Source organism: Pseudoalteromonas porphyrae, from assembly GCF_001298125.1.
In the GTDB taxonomy this organism is placed as follows: Bacteria; Pseudomonadota; Gammaproteobacteria; order Enterobacterales; family Alteromonadaceae; genus Pseudoalteromonas; species Pseudoalteromonas neustonica.
In genome coordinates, this window is record NZ_LHPH01000002.1 from 221,917 (window position 1) to 245,714 (window position 23,798).

Annotated in this window: 24 protein-coding genes; 5 read left to right on the plus strand and 19 right to left on the minus strand. The window is 40.8% G+C overall.

Features of this window, described 5'->3' with window-relative positions; all coding sequences use genetic code 11:
* Positions 1-94: 94 nt before the first annotated feature.
* The 11 genes from hflX to cutA all read right to left on the minus strand — a co-directional run bounded on the left by hflX (position 95) and on the right by cutA (position 11,257).
* Positions 95-1,384, minus strand: a complete 1,290-nt coding sequence (gene hflX, locus ADS77_RS02855) for a ribosome rescue GTPase HflX (RefSeq protein WP_054452864.1) — start codon at positions 1,382-1,384, stop codon at positions 95-97.
* A 16-nt stretch (positions 1,385-1,400) separates the two neighbouring features.
* A complete protein-coding gene (gene hfq / locus ADS77_RS02860) occupies positions 1,401-1,664 on the minus strand; it encodes an RNA chaperone Hfq (RefSeq protein ID WP_054204523.1) in 264 nt (87 codons plus the stop codon).
* Positions 1,665-1,744: 80 nt separating this feature from the next.
* The gene (gene miaA, locus ADS77_RS02865; protein ID WP_054204560.1) at positions 1,745-2,635 is read right to left on the minus strand and encodes a tRNA (adenosine(37)-N6)-dimethylallyltransferase MiaA; all 891 of its coding nucleotides are present in this window, start codon (positions 2,633-2,635) and stop codon (positions 1,745-1,747) included.
* Positions 2,636-2,672: 37 nt separating this feature from the next.
* Positions 2,673-4,526: a DNA mismatch repair endonuclease MutL gene (gene mutL, locus ADS77_RS02870; RefSeq protein ID WP_054452866.1), complete on the minus strand. Its 1,854-nt coding sequence runs from the start codon at positions 4,524-4,526 to the stop codon at positions 2,673-2,675.
* A gap of 39 nt (positions 4,527-4,565) precedes the next feature.
* A complete protein-coding gene (locus tag ADS77_RS02875) occupies positions 4,566-5,909 on the minus strand; it encodes an N-acetylmuramoyl-L-alanine amidase (RefSeq protein ID WP_054204525.1) in 1,344 nt (447 codons plus the stop codon).
* Between the two features lie 38 nt (positions 5,910-5,947).
* Positions 5,948-6,421 (minus strand): tRNA (adenosine(37)-N6)-threonylcarbamoyltransferase complex ATPase subunit type 1 TsaE, encoded by a 474-nt coding sequence (gene tsaE, locus ADS77_RS02880; protein ID WP_054204526.1) that lies wholly within the window; start codon positions 6,419-6,421, stop codon positions 5,948-5,950.
* Between the two features lie 136 nt (positions 6,422-6,557).
* Positions 6,558-7,898 (minus strand): acetyl-CoA carboxylase biotin carboxylase subunit, encoded by a 1,341-nt coding sequence (gene accC, locus ADS77_RS02885; protein ID WP_054204527.1) that lies wholly within the window; start codon positions 7,896-7,898, stop codon positions 6,558-6,560.
* A gap of 26 nt (positions 7,899-7,924) precedes the next feature.
* A complete protein-coding gene (gene accB, locus ADS77_RS02890) occupies positions 7,925-8,383 on the minus strand; it encodes an acetyl-CoA carboxylase biotin carboxyl carrier protein (protein ID WP_054204528.1) in 459 nt (152 codons plus the stop codon).
* A 33-nt stretch (positions 8,384-8,416) separates the two neighbouring features.
* Positions 8,417-8,869: a type II 3-dehydroquinate dehydratase gene (gene aroQ / locus ADS77_RS02895; RefSeq protein WP_054452868.1), complete on the minus strand. Its 453-nt coding sequence runs from the start codon at positions 8,867-8,869 to the stop codon at positions 8,417-8,419.
* Positions 8,870-9,095: 226 nt separating this feature from the next.
* Positions 9,096-10,937: a protein-disulfide reductase DsbD gene (locus ADS77_RS02900; protein WP_054204530.1), complete on the minus strand. Its 1,842-nt coding sequence runs from the start codon at positions 10,935-10,937 to the stop codon at positions 9,096-9,098.
* Complete coding sequence (gene cutA / locus ADS77_RS02905) at positions 10,937-11,257, minus strand: divalent-cation tolerance protein CutA (RefSeq protein ID WP_054204531.1); 321 nt, start codon at positions 11,255-11,257, stop codon at positions 10,937-10,939. Before cutA ends, ADS77_RS02900 begins: the two co-directional genes overlap by 1 nt.
* Before the next feature lie 163 nt (positions 11,258-11,420).
* Between cutA and ADS77_RS02910 the strand changes: the two genes are divergently transcribed.
* The 4 genes from ADS77_RS02910 (at position 11,421) to ADS77_RS02925 (ending at position 14,682) form a co-directional block, all read left to right on the plus strand.
* Positions 11,421-11,897, plus strand: a complete 477-nt coding sequence (locus ADS77_RS02910; protein ID WP_054204532.1) for an FxsA family protein — start codon at positions 11,421-11,423, stop codon at positions 11,895-11,897.
* A 149-nt stretch (positions 11,898-12,046) separates the two neighbouring features.
* Positions 12,047-12,334, plus strand: a complete 288-nt coding sequence (locus tag ADS77_RS02915; RefSeq protein ID WP_054204533.1) for a co-chaperone GroES — start codon at positions 12,047-12,049, stop codon at positions 12,332-12,334.
* A 47-nt stretch (positions 12,335-12,381) separates the two neighbouring features.
* Complete coding sequence (gene groL / locus ADS77_RS02920; protein WP_054204534.1) at positions 12,382-14,028, plus strand: chaperonin GroEL; 1,647 nt, start codon at positions 12,382-12,384, stop codon at positions 14,026-14,028.
* Between the two features lie 252 nt (positions 14,029-14,280).
* Entirely contained in the window at positions 14,281-14,682 is a 402-nt protein-coding gene (locus ADS77_RS02925) for a VOC family protein (protein ID WP_054204535.1), read from the plus strand.
* A gap of 34 nt (positions 14,683-14,716) precedes the next feature.
* Here the strand turns inward: ADS77_RS02925 and ADS77_RS02930 are convergent, their stop codons facing one another.
* A complete protein-coding gene (locus ADS77_RS02930; protein ID WP_054452871.1) occupies positions 14,717-15,139 on the minus strand; it encodes a hypothetical protein in 423 nt (140 codons plus the stop codon).
* A 444-nt stretch (positions 15,140-15,583) separates the two neighbouring features.
* Here ADS77_RS02930 and ADS77_RS22600 point away from each other — a divergent pair, with 444 nt between their 5' ends.
* Positions 15,584-16,405, plus strand: a complete 822-nt coding sequence (locus tag ADS77_RS22600) for a hypothetical protein (RefSeq protein WP_064435719.1) — start codon at positions 15,584-15,586, stop codon at positions 16,403-16,405.
* Between the two features lie 4 nt (positions 16,406-16,409).
* Here the strand turns inward: ADS77_RS22600 and ADS77_RS02940 are convergent, their stop codons facing one another.
* The 7 genes from ADS77_RS02940 to ADS77_RS02970 all read right to left on the minus strand — a co-directional run bounded on the left by ADS77_RS02940 (position 16,410) and on the right by ADS77_RS02970 (position 23,648).
* Positions 16,410-17,705 (minus strand): FAD-dependent oxidoreductase, encoded by a 1,296-nt coding sequence (locus ADS77_RS02940; protein ID WP_054452873.1) that lies wholly within the window; start codon positions 17,703-17,705, stop codon positions 16,410-16,412.
* A 263-nt stretch (positions 17,706-17,968) separates the two neighbouring features.
* Positions 17,969-18,781: an adenosylmethionine decarboxylase gene (speD, locus tag ADS77_RS02945; RefSeq protein ID WP_054204538.1), complete on the minus strand. Its 813-nt coding sequence runs from the start codon at positions 18,779-18,781 to the stop codon at positions 17,969-17,971.
* Positions 18,782-18,868: 87 nt separating this feature from the next.
* Positions 18,869-19,282, minus strand: a complete 414-nt coding sequence (locus ADS77_RS02950) for an OsmC family protein (RefSeq protein ID WP_054204539.1) — start codon at positions 19,280-19,282, stop codon at positions 18,869-18,871.
* Positions 19,283-19,364: 82 nt separating this feature from the next.
* On the minus strand, positions 19,365-19,712 hold the full coding sequence (locus ADS77_RS02955) for a DUF3802 family protein (protein WP_054204540.1): 348 nt from the start codon (positions 19,710-19,712) through the stop codon (positions 19,365-19,367).
* Between the two features lie 142 nt (positions 19,713-19,854).
* The gene (astD, locus tag ADS77_RS02960) at positions 19,855-21,324 is read right to left on the minus strand and encodes a succinylglutamate-semialdehyde dehydrogenase (RefSeq protein ID WP_054452875.1); all 1,470 of its coding nucleotides are present in this window, start codon (positions 21,322-21,324) and stop codon (positions 19,855-19,857) included.
* A gap of 15 nt (positions 21,325-21,339) precedes the next feature.
* The gene (astA, locus tag ADS77_RS02965; RefSeq protein WP_054204542.1) at positions 21,340-22,356 is read right to left on the minus strand and encodes an arginine N-succinyltransferase; all 1,017 of its coding nucleotides are present in this window, start codon (positions 22,354-22,356) and stop codon (positions 21,340-21,342) included.
* Between the two features lie 86 nt (positions 22,357-22,442).
* A complete protein-coding gene (locus ADS77_RS02970; RefSeq protein ID WP_054452877.1) occupies positions 22,443-23,648 on the minus strand; it encodes an aspartate aminotransferase family protein in 1,206 nt (401 codons plus the stop codon).
* Positions 23,649-23,798: the final 150 nt, after the last annotated feature.

Here is a 23,798-nt window from a genome sequence, read left to right on the forward strand (position 1 = left end):
ACTCCATTGTTATCAAAATAATCTTGGTAATTACGTTAAATCTAACAAAAATAACGCACTTCTCATACTAAAAACGACAGTGTGCGGTAGATTTCTAGTTTAACAAAATAAATGAGTCAATTTCAGGACCAAACTCTTTTTTGAGTTTATTCCACTCTACCACAGGTAAACGAGTGGTCAGTAGCCATTGCCCTTGTTCGTCAAACGCCTCTTCATGCACCGCATTTAAATTAAACAGTGCAGCGCGTAAACGGCCATATTGTGGTGCTAGTTTTAGTGTTTTAGCAAACATTTTCTTTGCTAACAACTCACTTATGGCCTCAGATAACAGCTCACAGCCTGCACCACTGTGCGCAGATAACCACACACGAATCGGCACACCTTCGTCATCACGGTCAATACGCGGTGAAACATCTTCTAGCGCATCAATTTTGTTATAAACTAATAATTGTGGTACTTCATCAGCTTCAATTTCTTTAAGTACCGATTGTACCTGTTCTATATTCTCTTTACGACGCTCATCAGCAACATCTACAACATGTAATTGTAAATCGGCTTCACGGGTTTCCGTTAACGTCGCTTTAAATGCGGCGACTAAATCATGCGGTAAGTGACGAATAAATCCGACTGTATCCGCTAAAATTATCGAGCCAACATCGTCTATTTCAAGTTTACGTAATGTTGGGTCTAACGTTGCAAATAATTGATCTGCTGCGTATACATTAGAATTAGTGATACGGTTAAATAAGGTCGACTTACCCGCATTAGTATAGCCTACAAGCGATACCGTAGGTATTTCATTGCGATTACGCGCTCGTCTACCCTGCTCACGCTGTACTGCAACTTTCTCTAGGCGTGCACGGATACTTTGAATTCGCACTCTTAACAAGCGACGATCTGTTTCAAGCTGAGTTTCACCCGGGCCACGTAAACCAATTCCGCCTTTTTGACGCTCAAGGTGAGTCCAACCTCGAATTAAACGAGTGGACATATGGCGAAGCTGTGCTAACTCAACCTGCAATTTACCCTCATGGGTACGTGCACGTTGGGCAAAAATATCAAGTATAAGTGTCGTTCTATCAAGCACACGGCATTGGCAAACGCGTTCTAAATTACGTTCTTGCGATGGTCTAAGTTGATGATTGAAAATGACGACATCTGCATTGTGGATTTTGACAATCTCAGCGATCTCTTCTGCCTTACCGGTACCGACGAATAGTTTCGGATGTGGTGATTGACGGCTGCCTTGCACAACCGCCAAACTGCTAACACCAGCAGAAGATACCAACATTTCTAATTCATGAAGATCTTCACGATCTCCCTCTTTAGGAAAGTCGATATGAACTAAAACTGCCTGTTCGCCGGCTTTATAACGGTCAAACAAACATTACGCTCCTAATTTAAAAGTTTCCAGCTTCTGGCTCTTCGCCCTCTTCACTTCCTTGTACACCTTGGAAGTTAACAGCGCGAGCAGGAACTACGGTAGAAATGGCGTGTTTATACACCATTTGATTTACAGTATTCTCAAGCAAAATAACAAATTGATCAAATGACTGGATCTTACCTTGCAGCTTGATACCATTAACCAAAAATATTGATACTGGAATACGTTCACGACGTAACGCATTCAAAAATGGGTCTTGTAACGATTGGCCTTTTGCCATGTTATTTTCCTTCGTTCTAGGTGTTATTATAATTAAGTGGCTGAACTCATTTAACAAAGCTAAAAAACATTCAACTACTACTAGCTTAGCGAACTTACAACACGTTGCAAGTTTTCTTCATCACCCGTAGTGAGCCAAGTTACTTCGGGCCAGCTCCTCAACCACGTCAATTGACGCTTTGCAAGTTGCCGTGTTGCTGCAATACCGCGAAATACCATCTCATCATAGTCAGTTTCGCCAGCAATGTAATCCCACATTTGTCTATAACCTACGCAACGAATAGAAGGCAAATTAGGGTGTAAATCCTTACGTTGATATAGGGATGAAACTTCATTTTCAAACCCCTGATCAAGCATTATTTTAAACCTTTGTTCAATTCGCAGATGTAAATCAGCACGGTCATCCGGTGCAATAGCAAATTGATGAAAAGTATAAGGTAGACTTGGCTGCTTGCATTTTTGCAATTCAGTCATAGTTTTGCCTGTTAAACGATACACTTCAAGCGCACGGTTAATGCGCTGCGAATCATTCTCGCTCATTTTTTGAGCCGCCTGAGGATCAATTGCCTCAAGCTCTTTATATAATGTTGGCCAGCCATGCTCATTTGCTTGCGATTCAAGCTCAGCACGTATAATAGGACACGCTTCTGGCAAAGGTGATAAACCGTCAATTAAGGCTTTAAAGTACATCATTGTACCACCAACTAATACAGGTACTTTACCTTGCTGATGAAATTGATCAATTTTTTCAATCGCATCACGGCGAAAATCAGCCACAGAGTAACTTTCACTCGGATCTATCAGATCAATTAAATGATGTGGTGCTAATGCAAGCTCGTCCGAGTTCGGTTTGGCTGTACCAATGTTCATATTTTTATACACTAAGGCTGAATCGACGCTGATTATCTCAGTTTTTAAATGCTGACATAAGGCGATTGCTAACGCAGTTTTACCTGCAGCTGTTGGGCCCATTAAAAAAATGACAGGTAAATTACTCAACTCGGTGACCTTAATCTAATTGTGCTAAAAAATGATTTAAATCTATTTTAACCGCTTTTGCCGATAAGCGCTGAATTGTTTGCGGATTATTTTGCATTCGCTTCATATCCAATGCAAAAGCCTGACTTGCAAAAAAACGTTCTGGTACTTGGCTCTGCAACCAACTAAGCCATTGTTCAATAGTCTCAAAGTTAGCTTTAGCTGCCGCTAGTAATATATTAATCGCATTACTAACATCGAGTAAGTACAAACATACAGGGAGCTTTTTAACCATTACAAAGTGTTTTTCCAAGAGCACGTCAAAACCCAAAAGCGTAAACCATGATTGCTGCTGCGTTAAACTCACATTGTCTTCTTTGCTTATATTAACCCGTACCGGTAATAATAACGCCTTACCCTCTAAGTGGCCTTGCTCTGTAATCACCTCAAGCCAATCATCTACTAATAAGTATTTAAAATGCGAACAATACAGCTGTTGCTGCTGACTAAATACACAGCTACCGTCATCTTGAATTAATAACGGCTGAGCGCTGAGCGCTTGCGAATGAGCTGCAATTGCAGGCGTGATTTCTGCAGCTCGATCAAAATGCGTTGCATGTTGCTCATTTACACCTTGGTAAAACGCACTAACATCCTGATGATTTGCTCTGCTAGCTTTACTGTCACGGCTACTATCTGTGGTGCTATATCCTGAACCACCTTTTGCTGCCGAATTAGCGTTGTAACTCACACTATCTGTAGGCTGAAGGCTTGACTTAGGATAATCAAATAAACTACTTTCAGCGTGCAGTCGTGAAGTTGAAGCTTCTTCAGTTTGAAGAGGCTGATTATTATCTTGATGATTAACGGAGTGAGTAACACCTGTGAATTCATCTTGTAATGGGACTACAACTTGTTTGATTGCCTGTAAAATAAAGTCATGGACTAAACGACCTTGATGAAAACGCACTTCGTGTTTCGCAGGGTGTACATTTACATCAACCTGACGCGGGTCAATATCAATATAAATTACAAAACCGGGTAGCTCTTCTTGCCCTGCGACTTCTTCGAATGCTTGACGTATCGCGTGTAAAATAAGTTTATCGCGCATCATACGGTTGTTTACATAGGTATATTGCGTCGTATTGTTGGAGCCCACAGGCAACACCCAGCCATATAACTGCAAACCGGTATCACCCGACTCAATATATAAACTTTGCTCTGCAAAGGCTTTACCTGCAACTTGAGCTACACGGGCTATTGCTTGAGCAGGGTCAGTTTTAGCACGGTATTGTCGTACAACTTTATCGTTATGCGTAAGCGTAATTGATACATCAAAGCGACTTAACGCAATACGTTTAATTAGCTCATCAATATGGTTGAATTCGGTTTTTTCAGTTCGTAAAAATTTGCGCCGTGCGGGCGTATTAAAAAATAAATCTTTCACTTCAATTGTCGTGCCGTCAGGGTGCGCTGTTGGCTTTATTTGCACCGCCATATCACGACCTTCAGCAAATGCCTGCCACGCAGCCTCTTGCTCTTTGGTTTTTGAGCTCAAAGTTAACCGCGATACCGAGCTTATCGAAGCCAATGCTTCACCACGAAAACCCAATGAGCAAATATTCTCTAAATCATCGAGGGACTTTAATTTACTGGTCGCATGGCGAGAAAGCGCAAGCGTTAGCTCGTCTTTATTAATACCCGAACCATTATCACGAATACGAATAAGCTTATGACCGCCACGTTCAATATCTATTTGAATGCGTGTCGCACCTGCATCTAAGCTATTTTCAACAAGCTCTTTAACAACGGATGCTGGCCGTTCGACCACTTCACCTGCTGCAATTTGGTTAGCTAACCGCGCTGGAAGTATTTCAATGCTCATGGTGTTTTAACCTAATTATATACGTTGTACTGATCATTATTAGCTTTGTGGAATATCGAGCTCTTGACCAATAAATAAGGTGTTTGATTTAAGTTTATTCACCTGTTTAAGCTTACCTATAGAGACCCCATAACGGCTCGCTAGCAAACTCAAGGACTCACCAGGGCGTACTTTATGCTTGGTAGGGTATTTTGATTTTAATGACGCGAACAGCGAGTCATCCGGTGGATTTTTTAAATAATAGCTTTTAATTGCTGTAAATATCGCTTTTGCTAAACGCTCTTGGTGGTTAGCACTTTTTAATAGTTTTTCTTCGCGTGGATTGGATATAAAACCTGTTTCGACCAAAATTGACGGTATATCTGGCGACTTAAGCACTCCCAAACTGGCAGCTTGTGGCTCTTTTTTGTGTAGCTTGGCCACTTTTTTTAGCTCTTGCACCATTTCTTCAGCAACGTTAAAGCCCGTCTTCATCGAGTGATCCATTGACATATCAAGCAACGCTTGCGCTAAATATTTTTCACTTGCAGTGTCTTTAATTACATCAGCAGCACCACCGAGCAATTCGGAGTGTTTTTCTTTATCTTCTATCCATTTAGCCGTTTCGGAGTTCGCTCTGCGCAACGATAACACCCAAACAGAGGCACCGCTTGGCTGTGGGCTAGTAAATGCATCAGCATGAATAGAAACAAAAAAATCTGCTTTTTTCGCACGAGCTCGACTAGTTCGCGTATTAAGTTTTACAAAGTAATCACCGCTGCGTACCATGCGTGAAATCATCCCGCGTTCGCCGTCAATCATGCGCTCTAAACGTTTAGCAATTTGCAGTGTAATGGTTTTTTCGTAAGTACCTGACGGCCCAATTGAGCCGGGATCTTCTCCGCCATGTCCAGCATCAATTGCAATGACAATATCACGTTGCTGCTTAAGCTCACGCTTTTTAACCGTAGAATTTCCGTTTGATGTATTTGGCTGTGCTTGCTCTTTATCATATAAATCCACCACCAAGCGATTTTTATATGGACCCGTCGGGGCTAAAGCAAATATCACTGGCTTAACAGCGCCAGTTAGCTCAAATACAAGCCTAACACCGTGCTTATTTTTTGCCTTTGAATATCTTAATTTACTAACAATTTGGTGTTTTTTTGGAATGCTGGGCAAATATTTTATTTTATTAGTGTCTTCTAAATCAACCACTAAACGTAATGGATTTTTCAGCATAAAATAACTAAATTCTGGTTTATCCGTTAAGTCGAATACTACCCGAGTACTATCCGGTGATGGCCAAACTCGTACGCTATTGATAGTATTTTTCGCATACAAATGACTGCTGACAACAAGCAACAGTAAAGTACACATCCACTTAATGATAGTTTGACTCATTTGACCCAATACACCTTTATTATTGTTTAAGAATGTAACTACTCGATCTGGTTTTTGAGCTTATCTATAATATTAGCACCACGGGTACTAATGCTTTGAATCTCAATTTCTCGCGCATCGCCTACATATCGCAAAGTAATATCTAAATCAGGAGTCGGAATAAACTCCCCGCCTTTTTCAGGCCATTCCACCACACAAATAGCTGTAGGCGAAAAATAGTCGCGAATTCCCATATACTCTAACTCTTCAGGATCGCCAAGGCGATATAAATCAAAGTGATACACATTTGCTTCAGCCAGTTCATACGGTTCAACTAAAGTGTAAGTTGGGCTTTTAACCTTACCCTGATGGCCAAAACCTTGCACCACACCACGCGTTAAAGTCGTTTTACCCGCTCCTAAATCACCGTGTAAATAAATTACTGCGCCTTGGTCTATAAACTCGGCAAGCTTATTGCCCATTTTTACCGTTGCAGCTTCATCAGCGAGTTGAAAACCAACACTGTGCGTCATCCGTACCCCATGAAAAACAAATAAATCATTACTTAATTAATCATACCAGATTATTTTCTTAAGGCGAATCAGCGATCATCAGACACAAAAAAGTCGGCAAAGTTGCCGACTTTTTAAATAACGACTGTAAACGTTATTACAAACCTAATTTTTTCTCAAGATAATGGATGTTAGTACCACCATTTTGGAAATTTTCATCGGCTAAAATGCGTTTATGCAGTGGTGTATTGGTTTTGATACCGTCAATCACAAGCTCATTCAATGCGTTACGTGCACGGGCAATGGCTACATCACGGTTTTCACCGTAAGTGATCAATTTGCCAATCATTGAATCATAGTGTGGTGGTACTGTGTAGTCAGCATAAATATGGCTGTCCCAACGAATACCTAAACCACCCGCTGGATGGAAACGCGTGATCTTACCCGGTGATGGGATAAACGTTTCAGGGTCTTCTGCGTTAATACGACATTCAATAGCATGACCACGAATAACCACGTCATCTTGCGTGAATGATAACGGTTGACCAGCAGCAATTTTTAATTGTTCTTTGATTAAATCAACGCCAGTAACCATTTCTGTTACTGGGTGCTCAACCTGAATACGGGTGTTCATTTCAATGAAGTAGAACTCACCATTTTCGTATAAGAACTCAAATGTACCCGCACCACGATAACCGATTTCGATACATGCACGTGTACAACGCTCACCGATAAACTTACGCACTTCAGCAGTAATACCTGGTGCTGGCGCTTCTTCAACTACTTTTTGATGACGACGTTGCATAGAACAATCACGTTCACCTAGGTGAACTGCATTGCCTTGGCCGTCAGCTAAAACTTGAATTTCGATATGACGTGGGTTTTCAAGGAATTTCTCCATGTAAACCATACTATTACCAAAAAACTGCTTAGCTTCTTGCTGCGTTAAAGCAATTGAGTCAATTAACTCTGCTTCGCTACGAACAACACGCATACCACGACCACCACCGCCACCAGCAGCTTTGATGATTACCGGGTAACCAATGCGCTTAGCTATTTGCATATTACGGTCTTTATCATCCGATACCGGGCCATCAGAACCAGGAACACACGGTACACCCGCTTTACGCATTGCGTTGATTGCTGATACTTTATCGCCCATTAAACGAATTGTATCGCCTGTTGGGCCAATAAATACAAAACCACTTTGTTCAACTTGATCAGCAAAATCAGCGTTTTCTGCAAGGAAACCATAACCTGGGTGAATAGCGACTGCATCTGTTACTTCTGCCGCAGCAATAATGCGCGGAATATCTAAGTAACTTTCAGTAGCAGCAGGTCTACCAATACAAATTGTTTCATCTGCAAGCAATACGTGCTTAAGATCGCGATCTGCCGTTGAATGAACAGCAACCGTTTTGATCCCAAGCTCTTTGCAGGCGCGCAATATACGAAGTGCAATTTCACCTCGGTTTGCAATGACTACTTTATCTAACATTAGAGTTGGCCTTTTAGGTTACGCTATTATTCAATAATGAATAAAGGTTGATCAAATTCTACTGGCTCGCCATTTTCAACTAAAATAGCTTTAACGGTACCCGCTTTATCTGATTCAATTTGGTTCATCATTTTCATCGCTTCGATGATACAAAGCGTGTCACCTACTTTAACTTGCGAACCAACTTCAACATATAAAGGCGCTTCTGGAGAAGCTGCTGAGTAGAATGAACCAACCATTGGCGATAATACTTGATGACCTGTTGGACCTGCTGGTGCTGGCGCTTCTGCGCTTGCAACTGGTGCCGCAGCTACTGGAGCCGGAGCGGGTGCATACTGTGGTGCATATTGTGGAGCGTAAGCAGGACCTGCGCTCATGTTATTACGATTGATACGTACTGACTCTTCACCTTCGGTGATTTCTAATTCAGCAATACCTGATTCTTCTACTAGTTCAATTAGCTTTTTGATCTTGCGAATATCCATGAACGACCCGCCTGTTAGTTTGTTAGTTTAAAATTAATTCGAGTTTTGCAACCGATGTACCGCAGCCTCAAGTGCTGAACGATAACCCATTGCGCCTAATCCACATATTACGCCTTGCGCCACATCAGAAAAATACGAATGATGACGAAACGCTTCCCGCGCGTGCACATTAGTTATGTGCACTTCATAAAACGGAATATCAACACTCAGTAGAGCATCACGTAAAGCCACGCTTGTATGCGTAAATGCCGCTGGGTTGATAATAATGTAATCGATAGTTTGCCACGCACTGTGTATGTGCTCTATTAAAGCTTGCTCACTATTACTTTGATAATGCGTTAACTCAACATCTAGACCATCAGCAACCACTGTTAGTTCGCTCATGATCTCGCTAAGTGTTTGTGAACCGTACTTTTCTGGTTCACGCTTACCAAGCATATTTAAGTTAGGGCCATTTACAACTAAAAGTTTAAATTTTGCAGCCATAATACGCGATAATCCTATAAATAATGAGTTAAGCCATTTTGATTAGAAATCCCCATAAAATGTAAGGGGTGAAAACTAAAATAGCAACTATTTCTCACGTTAACCACCTATTATAGTCAGTTCGATGTAAATAGCAGCAAAATACTGGTCTAATGACTAAGGCTAGGAACAAAAATAAAAACGCCACTTATAATAAGTGGCGTTTAAAATAACGTTAAAAAAGTACTTATTTAACGTTATTACTTACCTTTGCCAAATGCTCAGCAAAGTCATTTGCGTTTAAGAAGCCCGTCACACGCTGTGCGCCAAGCTCTTCGCCTTGCATATCAAAAAATAAAATGCTTGGTAAACCAAATACCGTAAACTCTTCCATTACTTCAATTGTAATGTCGTCACTTTCGGTTAAATCAATTTTAAGTAACTCGAAGTTAGCAAATTCAGCTTGCACTTTAGCGTCTGGAAAGGTGTATTTTTCGAATTCTTTACACGCAACACACCATTCAGCATATAAGTCGACCATCACTAATCGGCCCTCGTTATTAGCATCACCAATTGCTTGTTTAAGTTCAGCTAAGTTCGCAACTAACTTAAAGCCACGCTCTTGCTGCTCGTCATTTGTGGTACTAACAACTTGGGCTGTTGGCCATATATAATTTTTAGTTAAGCTCGCACCACCTACAACTAATAGCGTTGCAGCAAACCACAGAGCTGTTTTTAATTTACCTTGTGTTTGAGCACTCTGCCAATGATGCAAGTACAAAGCTGTTGCTAGCGCTAATAAACCCGCCATTAGTAATATAATGTCAGCATCCACAATGCGCTCTAGCAATATTAGTGGCACTACTAACATGATAAAACCAAACAGGGTTTTAACTTGCTCCATCCATCCACCCGCTTTAGGTAACAACTTACCACCAGATGTTCCAAGTAGTAATAATGGAATCCCCATGCCTAAGCTTAAAACATATAAAGTCAAACCACCCACCAGGTAGTCGCCGCTTTGTGCCACAAATAATAACGCGGCTGACAACGGTGCTGTTGTGCAAGGTGATGCAATTAAGCCTGATAATACGCCCATCAAAAACACACCAATATAATTGCCGCCTTTTTGATTGTTACTAACCTGCGTGAGCTTGTTCATCATACCGCTGGGGAGCTTTATTTCGTACCAGCCAAACATCGACATAGCGAGTAAAACAAACAATAAGCTAAAACTAATTAATACTGTCGGGTGTTGCAAATAGCCTTGTACTTGACCGCCTAAAGATGCAACCACCAATCCTAATGCTGCATACGTGACTGCCATCCCTTGGATATATATAAAAGACAACGCAAATGCTTTTTTAGTTGAGAGATTTTTTTGCCCGGCAATTAAGCTCGATAGAATCGGAAACATCGGAAACACACACGGTGTGAAGGCAAGGCCAATACCCACTAAAAAGAAGATCGCTAAATTAGCCAACAAACCTTGTGATGCGAGTTTTTCAGTAAAGTTTAATTCTTTTTCAGGATCATCCTCTTGAACTACAGCATCTTCTGGAGAATGAGGCGATTCAATACCAAGTGCTGTAAGTGCATTGCCTGCAGTTGCCGAATCCGGCGCATTCTTAATCGCAACTGTTTCCCCTGCAATAACACTTAAAGGAATAGAGATAATTTCTGGCGGGTAGCATAGCCCTGCTTCTGCGCAGCCTTGATAGCGCACCTTAACAATACCATCTTGAGCAACATTGCTTAGTTTGCTGATTACACTTAATGAATCAAAAAATACTTCAGTCTTACCAAAGAATTCATCTTCAATAACGACGCCCTTGCCAAGCTCTGGCACTTGAATGTTTGCGCCTTTGCCAATAATTTCGAGCTTCTTTTTATACAAATAATAACCAGGAGCAATATCCCAACCAATAAAAAGTGTATTGCCTTGCTGATCAAAATCAAACGAGAATGCTTGATCAACAGGTAAAAACGTTTGCTCTGCGGGTTGCAGTAAATCACTTAATAAATTATTAGTTGTAGCCTGCGCTGGCATCAGCGAGAGCGCACAAAGCAATAAAATAAAACAACGCATTAATTAAGTACCTCATCCATCCAATTAAAGTAGGCCAAATTGCCTGTTGATACGTCCACTACCTGAATCTCAGGGATCTCATAACTATGCAATTTTTTTATAGTTTGGATCACTTGGTTCATTTTTTCTGACTTAGTTTTAATTAATAACTTACACTCAGTTGCATGTGTAACTTCACCTTCCCACATGTAAACTGACTCTACATTTGGAAGAATACTCACGCAGGCTGCTAATTTCTGCTGAACAAGTTGCTCTGCCATAGCGCGCGCTTCACTTGCATTAGCGCAAGTGGTAAAAACAAGCCGAAAATGAGTCGTCATATTGAACCTTTAATTGATTGCTTTGCCCAACCCATAGTAGCTGATAGCTAAGGCAAAGTGTAGCCAAGCGCATAACCCAATATCACTGCTCTTGAAAAAAGACCTTACTACCCATATTTATATTTCATACACTCACTTGAGTGACCATTATTTAGAGAGTTTTATGTTTAGATTTTTATTCTTGTTATTTATTCTCGTGCCGATTATTGAAATCGCATTATTAATTCAAGTCGCTGATGTGATTGGCGGCTTTGCCACAATCGCGCTGGTTGTTATAACTGCCATTGTGGGTGCCAAATTAGTTAAAACACAAGGTATGGGTGCATTACAAAACGTACAACTGCAAATGGCACAAGGGCAAATGCCTGCTAAAGAACTATTTACCGGTTTATGTGTGATTATCGCTGGCGTTTTACTCCTTACTCCCGGCATTATGACCGATGTATTTGGCTTTTTATTACTAACGCCTGTCATTCGTAATAAACTAGCTGCAGGCCTTGCCAGTCAAGCAACTGTACGCATGAGTGCAGGCATGCAACAAGGTCCTTCACCATTTACACAACAGACTCAACAAGAGCCAGAACCGCGTAAAATGAGTGAGCCAACCACGATTGATGGTGAATACGAGAGAAAAGATTAAATTTTTTAATTTTTTCACTTGGATTTTGACTCACCACCCCCATTACTGAGTACAACTAAACCAATTGCGCTAAACCATAAGGTTCCAGCCAATTGGTACACACACAACTTTTTTCTGTCCTGTTCAGAAACTGTTAGGAGAACTAAAAAATGAACATTCGTCCTTTACATGATCGCGTGATCGTTGAGCGCCTAGAAGAAGAAACTAAATCAGCTGGCGGTATTGTATTAACTGGTTCTGCGGCTGAGAAATCAACCCGCGGTAAAGTTGTCGCTGTTGGTAATGGCCGTACTCTAGATAACGGTGATGTGAGAGCATTAGAAGTTAAAGTCGGTGACACTGTGTTATTCGGCTCATATGTTGAAAAAGCAGAAAAGATCGAAGGTCAAGAGTACCTGATCATGCGTGAAGACAATATTTTAGGCATTGTAGGCTAAACCTACTTTTCGTTTAACATACATTTAGAATTTAAAGGAAATTAATCATGGCAGCAAAAGAAGTACTTTTTGCAGGTGACGCACGCGCTAAAATGCTAGCTGGCGTAAACATCTTAGCAAACGCAGTTCGCGTAACATTAGGTCCTAAAGGCCGTAACGTAATCCTAGACAAATCATTTGGCTCACCAGTGATCACTAAAGATGGTGTATCAGTGGCGAAAGAAATCGAACTTGAAGACAAGTTTGAAAACATGGGCGCACAAATGGTTAAAGAAGTTGCATCAAAAGCAAACGATGCAGCCGGTGACGGTACAACTACAGCTACAGTGCTTGCACAGTCTATTGTAAATGAAGGCTTAAAAGCAGTTGCTGCGGGCATGAACCCAATGGATCTTAAGCGCGGTATCGATAAAGCAATCATCGCTGCAGTTGCTGAGCTTAAAGAACTTTCAGTTCCATGTGCTGATGCAAAAGCAATCGCACAAGTAGGTACTATTTCAGCTAACTCTGATAAAGAAATTGGCGACATCATTGCAGAAGCAATGGAAAAAGTAGGTCGTAACAGTGGTGTAATCACTGTTGAAGAAGGCCAATCACTTGAAAACGAACTAGATGTTGTTGAAGGCATGCAGTTTGACCGTGGTTACCTTTCTCCGTACTTCATCAACAACGCAGAAAAAGGCGCTGTTGAATTAGACAATCCGTTTATTCTACTTGTAGACAAAAAAGTATCTAACATCCGTGAGTTACTTCCTACATTAGAAGCGGTTGCTAAAGCAAGCAAACCACTACTAATCATTGCTGAAGACCTTGAAGGTGAAGCGCTAGCTACATTAGTTGTTAACAACATGCGTGGTATCGTTAAAGTATCAGCAGTTAAAGCACCAGGCTTTGGCGACCGTCGTAAAGCAATGCTACAAGACATCGCTGTATTAACTGGCGCAACAGTTATCTCTGAAGAAATCGGCTTAGAGCTTGAAAAAGCCACGGTTGAAGACCTAGGTACTGCTAAACGCGTTGTGATCACTAAAGATGACACAACAATCATCGATGGTGCTGGCGAAGAAGATGGCATCACAGGTCGTGTTGCACAAATCAAAGCACAAATCGAAGAAGCAACGTCTGACTACGACAAAGAGAAGCTACAAGAGCGCATGGCAAAACTTGCCGGCGGTGTTGCAGTAATCAAAGTAGGCGCAGCGACTGAAATCGAAATGAAAGAGAAAAAAGACCGCGTTGAAGATGCATTACATGCAACTCGCGCTGCGGTTGAAGAAGGTGTAGTACCTGGTGGCGGTGTTGCACTAGTACGTGCAGCAAATAAGCTTATTGATTTAGTTGGCGACAACGAAGATCAAACGCACGGTATTAAAGTAGCACTTCGTGCTATGGAAGCCCCACTTCGTCAAATCGTAACTAACGCAGGTGACGAAGCGTCTGTTGTTATTAACGCAGTTAAAGGCGGCGAAGGTAACTTTGGTTACAACGCAGCCACTGGCGAATACAACGACATGATTGAAATGGGTATCTTAGATCCAACTAAAGTAACGCGCTCTGCACTACAATTTGCAGGCTCGATTGCGGGTCTTATGATCACTACTGAAGCCATGGTAGCTGAAATCCCTAAGGATGAAGCTGGCGCACCTGATATGGGTGGCATGGGCGGAATGGGTGGCATGGGCGGCATGATGTAAATCAGTCCCTAAGCACCTCGCTTATAAAAACCCAGCTTCGGCTGGGTTTTTAGCTTTAAGAGCAACAATAAAGTAGCAAATAAAATAATTCCCCCTTCTGTAAGTCAGGATTTATCCCGAAAACATTCTGACTAAAGTCAGACCTACAAGTGAATCACACATGGCATTTAACTTACCAGCCTTTTGTCCTCGGGTTATGTCTCCTTATATGTTAAAACACTTTTAAGCATTTTATTATTTCAAAGTAACGCGATGACAAATATAAAACAGCACATTGGTAGTATGGCTTTAGTTGTAAAAAATTATGATGACGCGATTGCATTTTACACACAAAAACTGAGTTTTTATTTGGTTGAAGATACTGATCTTGGCAATGGTAAGCGTTGGGTATTAGTGTCACCACCCAACTCCAATGGCACTAACCTATTACTCGCTAAAGCAAGTACACCAGAGCAATTAGAAGCTATTGGTAACCAAACGGGTGGCCGTGTGTTTTTATTTTTACACACTAATGATTTTTGGCGTGATTATAAAACGATGCAAAAAAATGGCATTAGATTCAACGAGCAGCCGCGCGAAGAAGCCTACGGTACTGTGGTGGTATTTGAAGATTTGTACGGTAATAAGTGGGATTTGTTGCAGTTGAATAAATAGTACAAGGCTGCATTAAAAATACAGCCTTGAATGCTTATTGCCCTTCTGATTCAGCTAAAGGAGAATGACCGCCCGCCCAATAATTTGCAGTCGCAGTTGCACACCAATTAACATCTGCCCATGTGTAATCTTTATAGTAAATTTTATCTACACAGCCTTCGACTTCATGCTCTCCACGGCCAACATCAACAATACAAACATTACCATTACAACTATTAGGTCGAGGGGTTGCGCCGTACGATGCAATATCCCATGTCACACTCTGTATAGGTTTGCTTGCATTGACCTTAAATACAATTGCACCTTGTCTATAGCTAGATAAAGGTCCACCACCAAAACACTGATTTTCCCTATATTCATCATAGGCTTGAGTATCAACATAACAAGATACTGTATCAGCCATTGCCACACCACTAAACATAGAAGCACCGAGTAAAGCCAAATATATTTTTTTCATTGAGAATATCCTTTTTATGATTATAAAACCGTTCCTTTTTAAAACCTCAACTACATAAACGGTTAAAAGCCTAACGAGGGTCAAATTTAAAAAATGCTGTTTAAAATGTAAATTAGACCCTATTAAACTCTAAATGCTGTAAACATATAAAAACTAAACTAAATAAATCGCCACTTTAAAAATTAGATTATTTTCTTAGAAACAAACACTCAAATAAAGGTACATTAAATAAACAAAATTAACAACCTATTATCATTAGGACTTTAGCAATTAAACACGCACCCCAGAAAAAACACTTATCACTTAACTAAAAGGTCAAAGCAAACGCCATAATTAAGTACTGACTCTTTGAATTAAAAAATATTTAGCATATATACTTACCGATCCTATTTAAATATTATGGCTTCACTTTTTACCGTTCCTGTTCTTAAGTATAGGATGCATATGTCACGTAGCATTGAATCAAGATTATTAATGAGTGCTGCGGTTATCGCCTTTGCGGCAGCTGTATGGCACTTATTGTGCATTTGGGGTGGGCCAAGTTGGTTTGCTTTTGCCCGTGCGCCTGAGCAATTAATTGCGTCATCAAAGCAAGGAACACTTCTTGCGCCATTGGGGGCGATTGTTGTTGCGGGGTTGATGTTTACATGTTCGGCATTTGCCTTGTCTGCTTTAAAAATACTACCTAAACTGCCTTTTACGACAGTGGCTTTATTTGTCATTGCTACAGTGGGTATAGTGCGAGGGTTAATCGCGATACCTATGTTTATAACAGAGCAAGGGGCTGATACCTGGCAAATTGTGGCAAGCTCAGTCTGGTTTTATACAGGGCTGTGTTTTTTCATTGGTGCTAAACAATACAAATCCACCCACAAAGAGTATAAAACCAAAATGATTGTACTGTCTTTTTACAATGAGTTTAGAGAGAAGTTTCCAGACATAGCCCTTAAAACAGATCAACATTACATTAAACAATGGGGAGAGTTAGAGCCTGAATTTATTTACACATGGTTCGAATGCGTTGCAAGTGTCGTCAATAATGAGATGTATAATAAATCCGATGCAGCCGTATATACTGGCCTATTTGAGTATCTCAGCAGTCAATTCCAATTTGCAGGTAAAGAGATACGCGAATATATTGATGTTGGGATCATTGAGAATCTTTTTTGGCAGGTAACACCTATTAATGCTGCGCCATATTGGCAAGTATTACCTAATGATCTCAAAACTCTTTACGTAAATTTTCACCAGCAAACACCTATTTAACCGATCAAATGTTAGCTGTTTGCCACGCTATAGCAAAATGATTTTTTGGGATGCTAAAAGTACTGTAGCTAACGGAAAAATTAAACTCAGTCAGCGCATCGTTCTCTAGCATCTGGCAAATCATATCACCTAAAATAGGTATAAATTTACCCGCCCAACCTGCGGTATACGTCACTATATTTTTATTATTAGGTATATAATCCGGCATGTAATCAAGAAAAAACTCTGCTTTTTTTTGCCCTTTTTTCAATGGTGAATCACACAATGCTATTAAGCATGTTGTAGTAAAATACGGGGTTGGCTCCAAGCCCGGCATAAACTGTTCAACCCATGAGGACGCAATCGCTAATGATTGCTTACTTGGGGCTAACTGTCGATCATTTGGATCATAAATAATTGCATCGTCTGGAAAATTAGTCGCAACACGAATGTAGCCTGGGTTTGCCCATTCAAGTTCAGGAAAACCACACAAAAGAGAATTAGTTGCGGTTCGTGGGTCTGATTCATTCTCTGCTTGTTGAAATACAAACCAAGATGGGGTCGTTGCTACAGGGTCAACTTTCTTAAAATACGCTGATGCCATTTGCCAAATAATAATAGGCACTGACACCCCTAAACTACGTACGGTTTCGTTGATATATGCACCCGTAGTAATCGCTAGTTTTTTACATGTATAACATGTAGTAGTGATGTCTTCTGCAGCACTATGCTGGGTCGTTACTTCAACAATATCATCTGCTAATGAGGTAATCGTTTGCACATTTTCCCATTCGCGATAAGTCACACACCCAGAGTTTAACCCCGCATTAAAAAATGCTCTCTCTGTTTGCTTTATATTAATGGTGCCGCCATTTGATTGAAAAAAACCATAATACTCTTTAGGGAGTCCTTCAAAGCAGGCCTTACTTTGTATTGCGGTGGCATCTGCCAGTCTCTCATAAGGAATATTTAACGCATCCATGGTTTTTTCAGCCTCGTCGATACCGCCTTCTCGCGCATCTTTAACGCCTTTTTGACCAAACCATAAACTTCCTTCATCGCCAATTAATGGCTCGTCTGACAATGCCTGTATTTGCTGCCAATACTGCTGTGATGCTAAACATAACTCAGACATATGCTGTTGATCATACTGCAAACGAAACTGCCTAGAGTATCCGGCTGAGCTTCCTAAATCATTAAAATAGCCATGTTTTTCGATTACCAGTGTTTTAAGGCCTCGTTGCGATGCATGAAAAGCGGTCGATAACCCAACGGGGCCGCCTCCAATAACGATTAAATCGTATTGAACTGCTGTAGACATGTCTAACCTATTACTATTATTAAGTTCTAGGGGTGTTATAAAGGAATGAACTACAAAAAGATATTACGTGATATTACACCGCATTATTGGGCATTACAGTTGATTATAATTACAACAAGCTAACCATACGACGACTAAACCTAGATGTTGGGTAGTAAAACACTTTCAAAAAAATGTAGATTAGTATCATATTACGCGCCACAAACAAAAACGGCGCGCAATTTACATTGCACGCCGCTTTAAAACAACCTAACTGGGTTAGCTTATTCTGTATATGGTAAGTTACGACCGTAGAAAATTTCTTGCATCTCACGGGTTAACTTAGAACGAATTTCTTCTTCTTCATCGTCAGATAAGTCATCAGTAGACACACCAAATAAATATGTATTTAGATCTGTTTCTTTAAGCATCATCTTTGTATGGAACAAGTTTTCTTGATACACGTTTACGTCCATCATTTGGTACGCTTCTTTGGTATCTTCCGTCATATAATTCTGAATTGAATTAATCGCATGATCAATATAATGCTTCACGCCATCTACGTCGCGGGTAAAACCACGTACGCGGTAGTCGATTGTCACCACATCTGAATCCAAACTGTGGATCAGGAAGTTCAACGCTTTAAGTGGCGAAATAATACCACAGGTCGATACTTCGATATCAGCGCGGAAAGTACAAATACCATCATCAGGATGCGCTTCAGGGTAAGTATGTACACAGATATGACTTTTATCTAAATGTGCAACTACGGTATCAGGTAACGGCCCTGGTGCTTCATCAACGTCAAATGTCTGCTGCTGCTCAATTGGTTCTTCTGAAACCAAAATAGTAACACTGGCACCTTGTGGCTCGTAATCTTGACGCGAGATATTTAAAATATTAGCGCCGATGATATCAACCACTTCACCTAAAATATCGGTTAGTCGATCCGCGTTGTACTGCTCGTCGATATATTCAATATATTCTTTACGTTGTTGCTCGGTCTTTGCGTAGCAAATATCGTAAATACTAAAGCTTAAACTTTTGGTTAAGTTGTTAAAGCCATGTAGTTTAATTTTATCGAAGGGTTTGTTCATAATAAACCAACCTATAAACTAGTGAAATCTGCCACAGCAGAATGAAAGTTCGCGGATTTTATACGAATTTCACCGCAGGAAAAAGCCTTATTTTGCCTGTTCTTGCACAACTTCGTGACTGTGGGTAATTTCTACTGTTTTATCAAGCATTAATGCAACTGAACAATACTTTTCAGCTGATAATGTAACTGCGCGTGCAAGGTGCTTCTCAGAGACATTATCCCCTGTTACTACAAAGTGTAAGTTAATCTTAGTAAAGACTCGAGGAGCTGATTCAGCACGTTCTGCGCTCAATTTAACTTGAACATCTGAGAAGTTTTGTTTCGCTTTCTTTAAAATGCTGACCACATCTACTGATGAACAGCAACCCACTGACATGAGCACCATTTCCATAGGACTTGGTGCTGCGCTATCACTGCCTGCGTCAAACACAACGTTATGCCCAGAATTAGAGCGCCCAAGATACGTATCGCCTTCAACCCATTTTACATTCGCTTGCATTTTATTACTCTCAAAGAAGTTATTTTCTTGATTGTAAGGAAGTCACAGGCAGTTGCAAATTAAAAGCGATAATCTGAGGTCGTTAAATTTTTTCAGCAACCGCGCTATCGAATAGGTTTTTAACCAACGCTGCAAACTCATCAATAAATGCATGTTGTTCTATAGTAACTTGATTACTCGTAACACTACTTAGCACTTCTTGGAGGTCGTAAACTATCCCATCCACTTCACGTACTATTTGGCTGCGTTGCTCTGTAGAAAGCGCTTTGTTTTGTTGGCATATCAGCATCACATTTTCAGCGATGTCATCCTCTATCAACGCCATAATCGTTGGTGCACCTGGTTTTATCTCGCCAGGCTTCTCAAATAAAGCTAAGTTTTGAGTAAGATACATGATGAGGTCATCATACCCTTGCCTATCTAAAACCATAATTCTCTTCACCTAATAAAATACGACTCTATTGATTTAAGCAGAAAGCGCATTTAAATGCTACCTTTGCTCAAGAAGCAATACAAAAAAAGCAGCCAAGGCTGCTTTTTCAATTCTTTATTGCTATTTTTATTAATAGTAATTAGTCAATTTTTAAACCTGGGCTTAATGTTGCTGGCATGGCTACTTTTTCAAGCTCAACGGAGGCAACTGGGTATGCACAATAATCTGCCGCATAGTATGCACTTGCGCGGTGATTACCTGATGCGCCAATGCCACCAAACGGTGCGGCACTTGATGCACCTGTGATTGGGCGGTTCCAGTTAACAATACCCGCGCGAATACGACGTAAAAAGTGGTCGTAATCTGCAGCGTTATCGCTCAGTAAGCCTGCTGATAAACCAAAGCTTGTATCGTTAGCTTTATCAATTGCTTGATCAAAGTCAGTAAAGCGGAATACTTTTAACAGTGGCCCAAAATGCTCTTCATCTGGGAAGTTAGCAACATCAGTACATTCAATAATGCCTGGAGTAACAAAACCCGTGTTGGCAGTGTGAGTAAGCTCAACTAATATCTTTGCACCAAGTTCAACTAACTGCTGTTGTGCTGTAACCATTCCAGCGGCTGCCACTGATGAAATCATCGACCCCATAAATGGCTGGTCTGCGTCATCGTAGTTACCGACTTTAATCGCTTTAGTGGCAGTAATTAAACCGGCTAAAATTATATCGCCTTGCTCGCCTGCAGGTAAAAACAGTTTACGTGCACACGTACAACGTTGACCACTTGAAATAAATGCTGATTGAATAATATCGTGGATCACTGCTTTAGTATCTGCAACATCAGTAATGATAAGCGGATTATTACCCCCCATCTCTAATGCTAGGATCTTACCTGGCTGACCTGCAAACTGCTCATGTAAAATATGACCCGTGCGTGATGAGCCAGTAAAGAATAAGCCATCAATGCCTTTGTGCGCGGCTAATGCTTTACCTGTTTCTACTTCACCTTGAACAAGGTTAATAACACCGGCTGGTAAACCTGCTTTTTCCCAAAGCTTAAGTGTTAGCTCTGCAACAGCGGGCGTTAGCTCTGATGGCTTAAATACCACTGTATTACCAGCTAAAAGTGCAGGCACAATGTGACCATTAGGCAAATGACCTGGAAAATTATACGGGCCAAATACAGCAACAACGCCATGTGGCTTATGACGGATCATCGCACGGCCTTGCGGCATTGGGTTTTCAACATCACCAGTGCGTTCTAGAAGGGCTTTTTCAGAAATTGCAATTTTACCAACCATAGCACCCGCTTCAGTGCGAGTTTCCCATAATGGTTTACCCGTTTCTTGTGCGATTGCGACAGCTAATTCTTCACTGTGTGCTTTAAGTGTTTCAGCAAACGTTTTTACAATAGCTAAGCGCTCTGCGAATGTCTTATCAGCCCAGCTGTAAAAAGCGTCGCGTGCAGCATTAACAGCTGTATCAACTTGTTCAGCTGTTGCTGAATTTGCTTGCCAAATAACGGTGTTATTTGCTGGGTTTACTGAACTAAATGCTTCGCCTTGGCCTTGTGACCATTGACCATTAATAAATTGTGCAGGATGAGTCATATACTTTCTCCTAAATTATAAACTTGTTGCTGTGACAGTATCGCCAGCTTGAAGGTGCAATGCGTCAGCGATTTCTTGTGACAAGATAATCTCTGGGTTTTTCGCATCAAACGTTAGCTCTGCTACGGTTGCTCTAAAATCATTGAGTTTTTCGTTTGCTAGCATTACCGATGTCTCGCCACTATTTTCACCAATTTTAACGGTAAAGTTTTTGGCGTTACGTACTGTCGCTATATTATCTACTTTTGCTTCAACGGTCGGACCTGCATCAAAGATGTCAACGTAACCGTTAAAGGTAAAGCCTTCACTTTTAAGTAATGAAATTGCGGGGCGTGTATTATCATGTACTTGACCAATAACCGCCTGTGCATCTTTACTTAAAAGATTGACGTAAATTGGGTATTTTGGCATTAACTCAGCAATAAATACTTTTTGGCCTATACCGGTTAGATAATCGGCAGTTGGGAAGTCCATAGAGAAAAAATGCTCTTCTAACCATTGCCAAAAAGGGCTGTCGCCATTTTCATTTGATACACCGCGCATTTCTGCAATCACGGTTTCAGCAAAGCGCTCTCTATGCTGTTTAATAAACATAAAACGGGCTTTTGAAAGTAGCTTGCCGTTGTTGTTTTTACGGTAGCCATCTTTTAAAAATAAAGTGCAAAGCTCAGTAGCGCCTGTGTAATCATTACATAGCGTTAAAATATCAACCGCTTTATACACATTAAGCGTACGCGATGAATGAATTGCTTTGCTTAAATGGTAATGATAAAACGCATCATCTAAACCAACTGCGGCTTCAATGGCTGAGGTTCCGACCACTTCACCTGTTTCGCTATCTTCAAGAACAAACAAGTAACCTTCGTCACCCGGTTGAGATGCACTTTTTGCAAATGAGCTTACTGAATGGTCAATTTTCTTTTGTAATAACGCTTCGTTATTAGGCAAAGAGGTAAAACCATGCCCTGATTCATGGGCAATTTTCAATAAAGCTGGGTAATCACATTGCTGGATTGGGCGAAGAATCATCATGAGTCCGCTTGCTCCCTTATAAATAACGGTAAAATAGAAGATCAGGGCAAGCTTGCTACTTGCCCTTAAATAATGAGAACGCTAGATTAACCGTTCACAACTTTAGCTACTGCTTTTTCAAAGCGTGCCATACCTTCGCGAATATCCGCTTCAGGAATTACTAATGATGGGGTAAAACGTACAACATCAGCACCCGCAACTAACGACATTACGCCTTCACTTGTGCCCGCGACTAAAAATTCTTTAGCGCGACCTTTAAATTGTTCGTTAACAACAGCACCAATAAGCAAACCTTTACCACGAATTTCAGAGAATACGTTGTATTTATCGTTGATTGCCGTTAGTAATTCACGGAATAACGCTTCTTTCGCTTTCACGCCGGCAAGTACTTCTGATGTGTTAACAGTATCAAATGCTGCTTCACCAACGGCACACGCTAATGGGTTGCCGCCATAAGTAGAACCATGAGTTCCCACTTTAAGATGCTTAGCAATTTCAGTCGTTGTGATCATCGCGCCGATTGGAAAACCGCCACCAAGCGCTTTAGCTGTTGTTAAAATATCAGGTGTTACATCCAAACCTTGGTATGCGTATAAATCACCAGTACGGCCAACACCGGTTTGTACTTCATCAAAAATAAGCAACGCATTGTGCTTTGTACATAACTCACGAACGCCTTTAGCAAATTCATCCGTTGGTGAAATAATGCCGCCTTCGCCTTGCAAAGGTTCCATCATTACTGCGCATGTTTTATCTGAGATAAGCGCTTCAAATGCCGCTAAATCATTATAATCACAATGTACGATATCGCCTGGTTTTGGACCAAAACCGTCAGAATAAGCAGCTTGACCACCTACTGTTACGGTAAAAAATGTACGGCCATGGAAGCCTTTGTTAAATGCGATGATTTGTGATTTTTCGGCACCAAAGTTTTCAAGTGCTAAACGACGCGCAAGTTTAAGGGCAGCTTCGTTTGCTTCTGCACCAGAGTTGGCAAAATATACTTTTTCAGCAAATGTCGCATCTACTAACTTTTTAGCTAAGCGCAGTGCTGGCTCATTCGTCATAACATTTGATAAATGCCAGATCTTCTCACCCTGCTCTTTTAATGCTTTAACTAATGCAGGATGACAATGGCCTAGACAATTAACAGCGATACCACCGGCAAAATCGATATATTCACGATCTTGCTGATCCCATACGCGTGAGCCATCGCCACGAACTGGAATAATGCTTGAAGGTGCGTAGTTAGGAACCATTACTTGATCAAATAAATCGCGATTAACTGTCATTTTATATCCTCTTAATTGTGAGCACACAGAGAGTGTGAATATCGAAATGATGGTATAAAATACCATTCTCTTTGGCGTAGATGAGCATAGCTTAAATTGCCAAAAAATACTCTCTGGTTCAATTTTCAGACACGCATTATTTCAGAATTT

What these genes read in the sequence shown, in the direction of transcription:
- tsaE (WP_054204526.1), bottom strand. Translation starts at nt 6,421, where the DNA reads ATGACGCACAGTGTTGGTTTTCAACTCGCTGATGAAGCTGCAACGGTA.
- astA (WP_054204542.1), bottom strand. Translation starts at nt 22,356, where the DNA reads ATGATGATTCTTCGCCCAATCCAGCAATGTGATTACCCAGCTTTATTG.
- groL (WP_054204534.1), top strand. Translation starts at nt 12,382, where the DNA reads ATGGCAGCAAAAGAAGTACTTTTTGCAGGTGACGCACGCGCTAAAATG.
- mutL (WP_054452866.1), bottom strand. Translation starts at nt 4,526, where the DNA reads ATGAGCATTGAAATACTTCCAGCGCGGTTAGCTAACCAAATTGCAGCA.
- ADS77_RS02970 (WP_054452877.1), bottom strand. Translation starts at nt 23,648, where the DNA reads ATGACAGTTAATCGCGATTTATTTGATCAAGTAATGGTTCCTAACTAC.
- ADS77_RS02930 (WP_054452871.1), bottom strand. Translation starts at nt 15,139, where the DNA reads ATGAAAAAAATATATTTGGCTTTACTCGGTGCTTCTATGTTTAGTGGT.
- accB (WP_054204528.1), bottom strand. Translation starts at nt 8,383, where the DNA reads ATGGATATTCGCAAGATCAAAAAGCTAATTGAACTAGTAGAAGAATCA.
- ADS77_RS02925 (WP_054204535.1), top strand. Translation starts at nt 14,281, where the DNA reads ATGACAAATATAAAACAGCACATTGGTAGTATGGCTTTAGTTGTAAAA.
- miaA (WP_054204560.1), bottom strand. Translation starts at nt 2,635, where the DNA reads ATGGGCCCAACAGCTGCAGGTAAAACTGCGTTAGCAATCGCCTTATGT.
- ADS77_RS02875 (WP_054204525.1), bottom strand. Translation starts at nt 5,909, where the DNA reads ATGAGTCAAACTATCATTAAGTGGATGTGTACTTTACTGTTGCTTGTT.
- cutA (WP_054204531.1), bottom strand. Translation starts at nt 11,257, where the DNA reads ATGACGACTCATTTTCGGCTTGTTTTTACCACTTGCGCTAATGCAAGT.
- accC (WP_054204527.1), bottom strand. Translation starts at nt 7,898, where the DNA reads ATGTTAGATAAAGTAGTCATTGCAAACCGAGGTGAAATTGCACTTCGT.
- ADS77_RS02900 (WP_054204530.1), bottom strand. Translation starts at nt 10,937, where the DNA reads ATGCGTTGTTTTATTTTATTGCTTTGTGCGCTCTCGCTGATGCCAGCG.
- ADS77_RS02940 (WP_054452873.1), bottom strand. Translation starts at nt 17,705, where the DNA reads ATGTCTACAGCAGTTCAATACGATTTAATCGTTATTGGAGGCGGCCCC.
- speD (WP_054204538.1), bottom strand. Translation starts at nt 18,781, where the DNA reads ATGAACAAACCCTTCGATAAAATTAAACTACATGGCTTTAACAACTTA.
- aroQ (WP_054452868.1), bottom strand. Translation starts at nt 8,869, where the DNA reads ATGGCTGCAAAATTTAAACTTTTAGTTGTAAATGGCCCTAACTTAAAT.
- ADS77_RS02950 (WP_054204539.1), bottom strand. Translation starts at nt 19,282, where the DNA reads ATGCAAGCGAATGTAAAATGGGTTGAAGGCGATACGTATCTTGGGCGC.
- hfq (WP_054204523.1), bottom strand. Translation starts at nt 1,664, where the DNA reads ATGGCAAAAGGCCAATCGTTACAAGACCCATTTTTGAATGCGTTACGT.
- ADS77_RS02955 (WP_054204540.1), bottom strand. Translation starts at nt 19,712, where the DNA reads ATGGTTTTAGATAGGCAAGGGTATGATGACCTCATCATGTATCTTACT.
- ADS77_RS22600 (WP_064435719.1), top strand. Translation starts at nt 15,584, where the DNA reads ATGTCACGTAGCATTGAATCAAGATTATTAATGAGTGCTGCGGTTATC.
- ADS77_RS02910 (WP_054204532.1), top strand. Translation starts at nt 11,421, where the DNA reads ATGTTTAGATTTTTATTCTTGTTATTTATTCTCGTGCCGATTATTGAA.
- ADS77_RS02915 (WP_054204533.1), top strand. Translation starts at nt 12,047, where the DNA reads ATGAACATTCGTCCTTTACATGATCGCGTGATCGTTGAGCGCCTAGAA.
- astD (WP_054452875.1), bottom strand. Translation starts at nt 21,324, where the DNA reads ATGACTCATCCTGCACAATTTATTAATGGTCAATGGTCACAAGGCCAA.